3 protein-coding genes are annotated in these 3,091 nt (G+C 34.8%); all 3 read right to left on the bottom strand.

Going from position 1 to position 3,091, the window contains the following annotated elements; genetic code table 11:
• Positions 1-991 (bottom strand): glycosyltransferase family 2 protein (locus E1140_RS00910; protein ID WP_155178076.1); only part of this gene is annotated, 991 nt, incomplete at its 3' end.
• A gap of 2 nt (positions 992-993) precedes the next feature.
• The gene (locus E1140_RS00915) at positions 994-1,713 is read right to left on the bottom strand and encodes a class I SAM-dependent methyltransferase (RefSeq protein WP_155178078.1); all 720 of its coding nucleotides are present in this window, start codon (positions 1,711-1,713) and stop codon (positions 994-996) included.
• Positions 1,714-1,843: 130 nt separating this feature from the next.
• Positions 1,844-2,899 (bottom strand): NAD-dependent epimerase, encoded by a 1,056-nt coding sequence (locus E1140_RS00920; protein WP_155178080.1) that lies wholly within the window; start codon positions 2,897-2,899, stop codon positions 1,844-1,846.
• Between the last annotated feature and the right edge of the window lie 192 nt (positions 2,900-3,091).

Raw genomic sequence — 3,091 nt, forward strand, 5'->3', positions numbered from 1 at the left:
GGCCTAACCCTTTAAGAAAATTCCAATAATGAGGACGTAAGCTTTCTAAAATGAAAATAATTTCCTTTTTCTTATTCCAATAACGGAATGTCAAGTAGGAATACATATCTTTAAAATCTTTAGGGTCAACACTTAGATTATATTTCTTATTTTCAGTTTGATATAACTTTATGGATGAATCTATGTCTCCCTGCATAACGCTCACACCCAAGCAGGTCATCAGTAACTTTTTCATAGGTCGAGCCATATCATAATTTTCTAAATCTTTATTAAGTTTGGAACTTACCTTAATTCTTTTGTCCAATTTATGCGCACGAGAAATGACTTCACTCAAAGCCTCATACATTACAAAAGCATTTCTACTCATACTATCAGCTACATATCTGTATCCTACACAAACATCAGTAACTACCTCTAACCTATAATTCGCTTTAGCTGCCCTCATCCACATATCCCAATCCTCAGCACTTCGTAAGTTCTCATCAAAGCTACCTAAAGAATGGATTGCTTCCTTATTAATAAAAATAGAATGGCAGGGACCAATATTATGATTCAAAACAGCCGGGTATATATGTTTGTCAGTATTAGGTATTACATTGTGAAAAATCTTATCATTTTTAAAATAAGCATAAGCTGTCTGTATTAGTTCAGGATGGTCTGAGTTTTCAATTTTCTTATTTACATGATCAAGGGCATCAGGGTATAATAGATCATCGGCATCTAAAAATTGTAAATATTGACCTGAAGCTGACGCAAGCCCAGCATTTCTTGCAGAAGAAAGTCCCCCGTTAGTTTTATCTATTACTGATATTTTAAGGCTATTTTTGGCTAAACTTTGTGCAATTGATAAAGAATCATCTGTACTACCATCATTTACTATAATAACTTCATAGTTATCAAACCTTTGATTCAGGATAGAATCGATACATTCATTCAAGTACTTCCCGTGATTGTAGCAAGGTATGATAATTGAAAAAAATGGATATCTCATTTCTATTTCTTGAACAACCAAGTCTGATAAATCTCTAAATCAGGGCACTTAGATAGATGTGGCAAATTTACGCCAATATAATTCAAGGAAGTAAAACCAACTAACTCAAACATTTTTTCAACTTCCTCAGTACCAACCCACTCCTCTATAGGTTGCCCCGGATTCCCATAAGCTGCCACGTATTCCTTTTGAATCTCATTTCTGGGAGTAGTTAGTATTAAATATCCATTTTCACTTAACACCTCAAATAAATCCGAGCAAAATTCTATCTTAAATTTATCAGGTACGTGCTCAATCACTTCACTGCACACTATCAAATCCAATTCTTTCTCTTTTAATAATGATTTGTATTCAGAAATAAAACCAGAATAAAATTCAATATCGGGGTAAAGTTTTTTTGAAAATTCAACAACCGGTTTAACAGGCTCTATGCCCACCACTTCGCCATATTTAGACAATAAATTGCTTAACCAACCTCTACCACTTCCAAGATCAAGAATTGATAGCCTGTCTTTGTTTTGGCTATGCGCTTTCAGATAATTAATATGACCAAAAATTGCATTCCACCTTTGTGCCTCATCCTTATTAGGTAATTTACTGCTCCACTTCGTATTGGTAGTAAATAAATACTCATAATACTCCTCCTCACTTGAAAAATCCAATTCTGATTTTTGCTTTTTTTTAGGTCTTTTAATTAATCTCTTTAGCACTTTTTTTAGCATCTATATTATATTTTAGTCTGAGCTAATTTAAAGAGGATATTCAATCCTTTTGGAAGGCTACAATAGAACTAGCGTAAACTTATAACCATTACTTATTACAAACTCCATTATTATTCATAACAGGCTATATTCACGATTGCTTATATGCCAAATACCATTCAACAAACTCTTGAATACCTTCTTTCAATGGTGTATTAGGTTGATAATTAAAATCTTGTCTTAAGTCTTGCACATCGGCATAGGTCTTTTTCACATCTCCAGCCTGCATAGGTAAAAACTCCTTTTCAGCAGTTTTACCCATAGCTTTTTCTAAAGCCTTTATGTATTCCATCAGTTTTACAGGTTTGCTATTGCCAATATTATACAATCTATAGGGCGCGTCAGAACTTCCCGCATCAGGGCTAGTTTTGTCAAAGACAGGATTTGGCCTCGCAGGTTGATCCAAGACGGCCATAACCCCCTCAACAATATCTCCTACATAAGTAAAATCTCGTTCCATTTCCCCGTGGTTAAATACCTTTATCTTCTGAGCATTATTTATGGCCTCGGCAAACAGAAAAAGTGCCATATCTGGTCGTCCCCAACTACCATATACCGTAAAAAAACGAATGCCTGTTGTAGGTATATCAAATAAATGACTGTAAGTGTGAGCCATCAATTCATTACTTTTCTTAGTAGCCGCATACAGTGACAAAGGATGATCGGTATGATGATGGACAGAAAAAGGCATTTGTGTATTGCTGCCATAAACTGAGCTGGAAGATGCATATACCAGATGATCCACCGGGTACTTTCTACAAGCTTCTAGAATATTTAAAAACCCTTGGACATTGGCATCCAAATAAGCTTGAGGGTTCTCAACAGAATAACGTACTCCAGCTTGAGCAGCTAAATTAATGACATGATCAAATGTTTCTAATGCAAATAGTTTATTGAGAAAATCTCTATCGCAGAGATCGCCTTTAACAAATTTAAAATTAGGGAACAATTCACTGTTTGTAATATTGTGCCCCTTAATTTCTTCTTTGTTAATCCCGAGCTTTTTTAGACGCCCATACTTCAAACTCACATCGTAGTAGTCGTTTATATTATCATACCCCACTACAGCATCACCCCTGTCCAATAAGGCTTTTGCAATATGGAATCCTATAAAACCCGCAGCACCTGTTACTAATATTTTCTTCAAATTTTATTATTTATAACTAATGAACGGAAGAAACCATCTTCTTAAGCTTTGTCTTATATCACATAAACAGCATGGCTCTCTCATTAATAGAATCTGTCTATTCTATTATCAGTTTTTTCTTAAGAACTTATTCTTACTCACGCTATCCTCATCGTAATAGCCGTAACCATAACCACCATAACCCATGCCATA

Source organism: Fulvivirga lutimaris, from assembly GCF_009711525.1.
GTDB lineage: Bacteria > Bacteroidota > Bacteroidia > Cytophagales > Cyclobacteriaceae > Fulvivirga > Fulvivirga lutimaris.